Origin of the sequence: Alistipes sp. ZOR0009, assembly GCF_000798815.1 — a bacterium.
Taxonomy (GTDB): domain Bacteria; phylum Bacteroidota; class Bacteroidia; order Bacteroidales; family ZOR0009; genus Acetobacteroides.
Window position 1 is genome coordinate 1 of the sequence record NZ_JTLD01000070.1, and the last position, 7,425, is coordinate 7,425.

General features: G+C 49.9%; 4 protein-coding genes. 2 read left to right on the forward strand and 2 right to left on the reverse strand.

Going from position 1 to position 7,425, the window contains the following annotated elements:
• Window positions 1-267: 267 nt before the first annotated feature.
• Entirely contained in the window at window positions 268-663 is a 396-nt protein-coding gene (locus tag L990_RS15760) for a protease inhibitor I42 family protein (protein ID WP_047451373.1), read from the reverse strand.
• A gap of 373 nt (window positions 664-1,036) precedes the next feature.
• Window positions 1,037-2,431: an NAD(P)/FAD-dependent oxidoreductase gene (locus L990_RS15765; protein ID WP_047451375.1), complete on the reverse strand. Its 1,395-nt coding sequence runs from the start codon at window positions 2,429-2,431 to the stop codon at window positions 1,037-1,039.
• A 242-nt stretch (window positions 2,432-2,673) separates the two neighbouring features.
• Between L990_RS15765 and purL the strand changes: the two genes are divergently transcribed.
• Window positions 2,674-6,366 (forward strand): phosphoribosylformylglycinamidine synthase, encoded by a 3,693-nt coding sequence (purL, locus tag L990_RS15770; protein WP_047451378.1) that lies wholly within the window; start codon window positions 2,674-2,676, stop codon window positions 6,364-6,366.
• A gap of 412 nt (window positions 6,367-6,778) precedes the next feature.
• Window positions 6,779-7,408 carry a LysE family translocator gene (locus L990_RS15775; protein WP_047451381.1) on the forward strand — a complete coding sequence of 210 codons (630 nt, stop codon included), beginning with the start codon at window positions 6,779-6,781 and terminating at the stop codon, window positions 7,406-7,408.
• The last annotated feature ends 17 nt before the right edge of the window (window positions 7,409-7,425 follow it).

Below are 7,425 nucleotides of genomic sequence, written 5' to 3' on the forward strand. Positions count from 1 at the left end.
AGCCGACGGTGCGAGTTAATTTTCGCCCTGTTTTTTGTGCTACTTTTTTGCGCCAAAAAAGTAGCGGGAAGAAAATAGTAGAATGCAGTTGCTCCTATCAACAGCTGCGCTTTGCTTTTTTGCTACTTTTGGATGGCGGGCTACAGAATTTCAATAATACTCTTATTTCCTCTTAGTCGGATAAGAGTGGCGATGGATAAGCTAGTATTCTGCAAAAGGGGACCTCAAAGTAAGGGCCCCTTAAGGAATATCGTTTCTGAGTTGTTCTTACTTAACCTTAATAACTACCGTTTTTGTTTCAATAGTGCTAAGCGGTTCAATGCCTCGACTTTCTTTAAATAGAAGGGTGTCGATGCCCGCCTTACTCCCTTTGAACTTCCATATTGCATATACTGGAGCCCCGCATATGTCAGGATCGGAGGTGGTACTTTCTGTTCTGATTTCGATGCATTTAATTTTTTCGCATTTATTGCCGTTGGTCCATTGCCAGCGGTAACCTCCGTCACTATGCTCAAGAAGTTTGATTTCTACGGTGTTGTTCACCTCAATTTCGTAGTAGGATTGAGGATTGGGGACTTCGGGATTAGATGACTCATCTTTGCTACATCCTGTCCAGACTGCAGCAAAGAAAATTAAGAATGCATAGATTATAATTCTTTTCATGTTGTTAATTATTGGTAAATTAATGCTTGGTTAACAAAAATAATGCCAAAATTTTATTTTAAAATAGAATGTTTTCGATTAATTTTTTAATAGCCGTAAGATTAATGCTCGGGGAACCTCATTTTTGCTAACGAGGAGTTTCTTCTACTACAGTTACAGTGCCGTCTAATTTAAGTAGAGGTTTAGGTTGCCATTTAACGTCAACCCCCTTTATTAAGGATTTATATCAACCGCCAGTTGCCGAGTAGCCTAAAGTTAGGCGGGTAGGCCAAGAAGAAGGTATCACGTATCACGACGCCATACCATCGTGATCGGTGGGTATGGGCTTGCGCATGTCGTGGTACGTGATACGTGTATTTATTAAAGCTGTTGCCTACGCTCTTTTCTTGTGCAGCTCGCGGGCAATGAGCACCCCGTTTACCGATGCCTGCATCAGCCCTCGGGTAATACCGGCGCCATCGCCGCCAAGGTATAGGTTGCTGATGGAGGTAGACTGGAACGAGGGATCGACCTTGATAACGTTGGAGTAGAACTTTACCTCCACGCCGTAGAGCAGCGTTTCGTCGGAGGCTAGCCCGGGCGATACCTGGTCGAGCGCCTTAATCATCTCGATAATATCAACCAAAATACGGTGGGGCAGCACCAGGCTGAGGTCGCCCGGTACGGCATCCTTTAGGGTGGGGATGATGTTGTTGCGGTATAGGCGCTCGCGGGTGGTGCGTCGGCCTCTAACTAGGTCGCCAAAGCGCTGCACCAGCACGCGGTTTTCGGTGAGCATGTTGGCCAAACGGGCAATGTGCTTGCCGTATTCGATGGGCTGCTTAAAGGGTTCGGTAAATTTTTGCGATACCAGCAGCGCAAAGTTGGTGTTGTCGCTCTTCAGATCCTTGTAGCTGTGGCCGTTTACAACGGCAAGGCGGTCGTCGTAGTATTCCGACGAGACGAAGCCGCCGGGGTTGGAGCAGAAGGTGCGCACCTTATCGTCGAATGTTTTGGTGTAGTGCACGAGCTTGGCCTCGTAGAAGTTTTCGTTGATCTCCTGCATGATCTCGTTGCGGCACTCCACGCGCACCCCGATATCGACGATGCCCACCTCGGTGGAGATGTTGTCTTTGGAGCTCTGCCTGAAGAGCCAGTCGGAGCCCTCGCGGCCCACGGCTACCACCACGTCGCTGGCAAGGAGCTCCTCCTTGGCGCAGCGCACGCCCTTGGCGCAGCTGTTTTCGATGATGAGCTCGGTGACGGGGGTGTTAAAGCGTACCTCCACGCCGTGTTCTACTACGAAGTTGTACAGGTGGTGGTATAGCTCCTGCGCCTTTTCGGTGCCCAGATGCCTTACGGGGCAGTGTACGAGCTTGAGGTTGGCGTCTATGGCGCGCCGCTGCACGTCGCGCATCTCGGGGGTGATCTCCTGCCCGTGTACCCGGCTGTCGGCCTTAAACGAGAGGTAGATTTGGTCGGTGTAGGCGATGAGCTCCATCGTCTTTTCGACCCCGATATAGTCGGGAAGGGTTCCGCCCACCTCGTGCGAGAGGGAGAGCTTGCCGTCGGAGAAGGCTCCGGCACCGGCCCATCCGGTGGTAATGCTGCACGGCTTGCAGTGTACGCATACGCCGCCGTTGGTGTGCTTGGGGCAGCGGCGCTTGGCCATGCTGCGGCCCTTTTCGAGCATCAGAATCTTTAGGTTTCGATTCTCTTTTACCAGCTCGTAGGCTGTAAAAATGCCGGCAGGCCCGGCACCTACAATGATAACATCGTAATTATTCATCTTAAAACCTTGGGTTACATGCAAAGATAAAAAAAGGATCGGAAGGGGGGGGGCAACTCAATATTTAATAGCTGTTTGGCGGTGGCCTTAGGCGGCATGGGCGGGCCTGTGGCGCTTCTGCCTTGCCTGCCGATGCTAGTACGTTAAATTGTAAGTAAAAAAGGAGGGATTTGAGGGGGCGCAGGGTGGAGGCTCCATAACATTTAGCTACCTTTGAGCTATAATTTCCAACCAAAGGATAAATGATACTTTTCTTTAAGGGTACTTCTCCCATTTTTTACGCAGTTGACGTACAACATCCTCTCGTAGCCGAGGATATCGAAAAACTTTGTTGGCTTTTTGGCGATGCCACGGCCATACAGGAGAGCACGCTTGGCGGCTACTACATCGGTCCGCGCCGCGAAATGATTACTCCTTGGAGTACGAATGCCGTCGAAATCACCCAGAATATGGGAATTGGCGGCATTCTTCGTATAGAGGAGTTGCTGGAGGTGGATAACGGTCAGGCAACGTACGACCACATGCTTCAGCGCCTGTACACCAATCCCGGGCAGGAAATCTTTACGGTAAACCGCCAGCCCGAGCCGGTGGTGTATATCGGCAACATCGAGGAGTACAACCGGCAGGAGGGGCTAGCCCTTAGCCCCGATGAGGTTAGCTACCTGGATGAGGTTAGCCGCCAGATTGGGCGACAGCTAACCGACTCGGAGGTGTTCGGGTTCTCTCAGGTAAACTCCGAGCACTGCCGCCACAAAATCTTCAACGGTACGTTTGTTATCGATGGGGAGGAGAAGGAAAAGTCGCTTTTCCAGCTAATCAAGCGCACCTCGCAGGAGCATCAGGGGCGCCTGGTATCGGCATACAAGGATAATGTGGCCTTTATTGAGGGCCCAAAGGCCGAGCAGTTTGCTCCGGCTACGCACGATAAACCCGACTACTTTCAGGTTAAAGATATTGATACCGTTATCTCGCTAAAGGCCGAGACGCATAACTTCCCAACCACCGTAGAGCCCTTTAATGGCGCTGCAACGGGTACTGGTGGCGAAATTCGCGACCGCCTAGCAGGTGGTAAGGGGTCGCTTCCTATTGCCGGTACGGCGGTGTACATGACCTCGTACCCCCGCTCTGAAGAGGGTAGGGAGTGGGAGGCCGCTACCGAGGCCCGTCCTTGGCTTTACCAAACTCCCGAGGAGATTCTGGTAAAGGCCTCTAACGGTGCCAGCGACTTTGGTAACAAGTTTGGACAGCCGCTAATTTGCGGTTCGGTGCTCACCTTCGAGCATTTCGAAAATGCCAAGAAGTTTGGATTCGATAAGGTGATTATGCTAGCCGGCGGTGTTGGCTGGGGTAAAAAGCAGGATAGCCTTAAGGGGCACGCCGAGGTGGGCGATAAGGTGGTTGTTATGGGTGGCGAAAACTACCGCATCGGAATGGGTGGTGGTGCTGTATCGTCGGTTGCCACTGGCGAGTACGACAACAGCATTGAGCTAAACGCCGTTCAGCGTTCGAACCCCGAGATGCAGAAGCGCGCCGCCAATGCCATTCGCGCCATTGTAGAGCTCGATGAGAATCCGGTAGTATCCATCCACGACCACGGCGCTGGTGGGCACCTAAATGCCCTTTCGGAGCTGGTAGAGGAGAAGGGTGGTAAGATAGATATCACCAAGCTGCCTGTTGGCGATCCTACCCTCTCGGCTAAGGAGATTGTGGGTAACGAGTCGCAGGAGCGTATGGGGCTACTTATTAAGGGTAAGGATGCCGAGTGGCTTAAGCGAGTTTCGGATCGCGAGCGCGCACCCATGTATGTGGTTGGTGAGATCACTGGCGATATGCGCTTCTCGTTCGAAAACCCAGCAACGGGAGAGAAACCTATCGACCTAAAGCTCGAGCACTTCTTCGGAAAGCCACCCCGCACCTACATGCGCGATGTTTCGAAAAAGGAAACGTTTGCCGCCGTAGCTTACGATAAGGAAAAAATTCAACGCTATATAGAGCAGGTGCTACAGCTAGAGGCCGTAGCCTGCAAGGATTGGTTAACCAATAAGGTAGACCGTTCGGTAACCGGTAGAATTGCGCATCAGCAGTGTGCTGGTCCGCTACAGCTGCCGCTAAACAACCTAGGGGTTGTGGCTATGGACTATCAGGGCGAGCGTGGTATTGCAACCTCCATTGGGCATGCTCCTGTAGCAGCCATGGTCGATGCTGCCAACGGATCGAGGCTGTCGATAGCCGAGGCGCTAACCAACATGGTTTGGGCTCCTATCGAGCAAAAGCTTTCGGGCGTATCGCTAAGCGCCAACTGGATGTGGCCTTGCAAGAACGAGGGCGAAGATGCCCGCTTGTACGAGGCCGTGCAGGCGGTAAGCGATTTCTCGGTGGCATTGGGTGTAAATATCCCTACCGGAAAAGATTCGCTATCGATGACCCAAAAGTATAAGGGAGGCGAGGTGGTTTACTCTCCAGGTACGGTAATCATTTCTACCGTTGGCGAGGTTACCAACATCCGTCAGGTGGTAAGCCCCGCTTTGGAGAACAACACCAGCACGTCGCTTATCTATGTCGACTTCTCGAAGAGCTCGTTTAGCCTTGGTGGAAGTTCGTTTGCTCAGGTTGTTAATCGCCTTGGCGAAGATACACCAACAGTTGACGATGCGACCTACTTTGCCAACGCATTCAATACGCTGCAGGATCTTATCTCCGAAGGAAAGATTCTTGCAGGACACGATATCTCGGCAGGCGGTTTGCTAACGGCCCTTTTGGAGATGACCTTCTCTCATAATAACCTCGGCTTATCTGTCGACCTATCTTCGCTGGGCGAAGCCGATGCTGTAAAGGTGCTCTTTAGCGAAAAGCCTTCGGTTATTCTTCAGGTGGCAAACGCCCAAGAGGTTGCTGCAAGGCTTGGTGCTGCAGGACTTTCGTACGCTATAATTGGTTCGCCTAAGGTAGGAACATCGGTGGATGTTACGCTTAATGGCCACGGCTACTCGTTCGATATCCCATCGCTTCGCGATTGCTGGTTTAAGACATCGTACCTGCTAGATCGTAGGCAGAGTGGCGAGCAAAAGGCCGCCGAGCGTTTCGAAAACTACAAGAAGCAGGAGCGCCAGTTTAAGTTCGATCCTAAGTTTACGGGCAAATTTGCTCAGTACGGTATCGATCCTAAACGTAGGGTCGAGACAGGCATTCGGGCGGCTATCATTCGCGAGAAAGGCTCTAATGGCGATCGCGAAATGGCCTACTCGCTGTACCTTGCTGGTTTCGATGTTAAGGATGTTCATATGACCGACCTTATTACCGGTCGCGAAACGTTGGAAGATGTGAATATGATCGTCTTTGTAGGCGGATTCTCGAACTCCGATGTGCTAGGTTCGGCTAAAGGATGGGCTGGTGCCTTCCTGTATAATCCGAAGGCAAAGGAGGCGCTAGATAACTTCTATGCCCGTAAGGATACCTTGAGCCTTGGGGTATGTAACGGCTGCCAGCTGATGGCGGAGCTTGGGCTGATTTATCCTGAGCACGAGCAAAAGCATAAGATGCTACACAACGATACCCATAAGTACGAATCTTCGTTCTTGACAATCGATGTGGCTCCCAACAGCTCGGTTCTCTTCGGAACAATGTCTGATGTGACGCAGGGAATTTGGGTTGCTCACGGCGAAGGTAAGTTTAGCTTCCCTTACGAGGAAAGTAGGTATAATATCGTTGCCAAATACAGCTACGAGCAGTTCCCTGGCAATCCTAATGGGTCGATGTATAATGCCGCTGCAGTTGCCTCGACCGATGGTCGCCATTTGGCCATCATGCCTCACTTTGAGCGTGCCATCTTCCCTTGGCAATGGGCACACTACCCAACCGCACAAAAGAATGACGAGCTAACGCCATGGATCGAGCCTTTTGTTAACGCTCGCGAGTGGATAAAAAAGAACAGGTAGATTTACTATAAGGATAGAAAGCCTCAGCCAAGTGCTGGGGCTTTTTTTGACGGATGCTTTGATATTCAGCCTCTATCTTACGCCCTATTTGTCCGACGTTTGCCTTCCTATAACAAAGCCGAATACGCTCGGTTGGGAATATTTGGAGGGGAGGTTTTGGGCCAGCTATTGCTGTAAGAATAAGGGGAAAGAGGCAATCAGATTAAAGCTGTTTTGGGTTTGTCCTGTACCAAAGTGCGTCTAATAGTTTTTTACTGGAAGGTAAAAGCTTTTTTAAGCTTAAAAACGACATGTCATTTTAACTATTTAATAACACTTTGGAATCCAAAAAACATTTAAGTGGGGTTGTTAATGTGCCACGATTTATAGATATTTGTCGGCAATGGTAAATATGATACAACAGGCATAGTGCATGGGATTGATGCTACTCATAAAAGGAATTATTGTAGGTTTACTGGCGTCTATTCCATTGGGACCGATTGGTGTGCTTTGCGTCCAAAGAACGATAAATAAGGGTCGGTTATCTGGCTTTTTTTCGGGGATGGGAGCAGCGGTGGCCGATACGGTTTTTGCGATGGTGGCTGGCTTTAGCCTTACATTTATAATGGATTTTGTGGACGAGTGGAAGCTTGAATTTCAAATAGGAGGAGCTATACTTATCTTCCTCTTGGGGTTGAAGATTTTTGCCACTAACCCAATTTCTCAAATGAGAAAGAATAGAAGACAAAAAAGCAGGCTTTTTGAAGACTTTTTTTCTGTATTTTTGCTCACCGTTTCGAACCCTTTGGCAATATTCTTCTTTGTTGCGCTCTTTACGTTTGTAAATGTGGTTGCAGAAGGAGAGAACTATTTCCACGCGGGGGCTATTTTGGGAGGAGTTCTTTTTGGAGCGTCGCTTTGGTGGTTTACCCTAACCTCTTTTGTGAATAAATACCGAAAAAGATTCCGAATAAAGCAGCTTTGGTGGATCAACAAGATTGCTGGTGCGCTGGTGATGATGATAGGGATAGGATCGCTAGTACTCGAAATGTTTTTTACGTAGTTTTTTCTTTTTTTCAA

Coding starts and splice junctions, on each gene's coding strand:
- L990_RS15760 (WP_047451373.1), bottom strand. CDS start 663: ATGAAAAGAATTATAATCTATGCATTCTTAATTTTCTTTGCTGCAGTC.
- L990_RS15765 (WP_047451375.1), bottom strand. CDS start 2,431: ATGAATAATTACGATGTTATCATTGTAGGTGCCGGGCCTGCCGGCATT.
- purL (WP_047451378.1), top strand. CDS start 2,674: ATGATACTTTTCTTTAAGGGTACTTCTCCCATTTTTTACGCAGTTGAC.
- L990_RS15775 (WP_047451381.1), top strand. CDS start 6,779: ATGGGATTGATGCTACTCATAAAAGGAATTATTGTAGGTTTACTGGCG.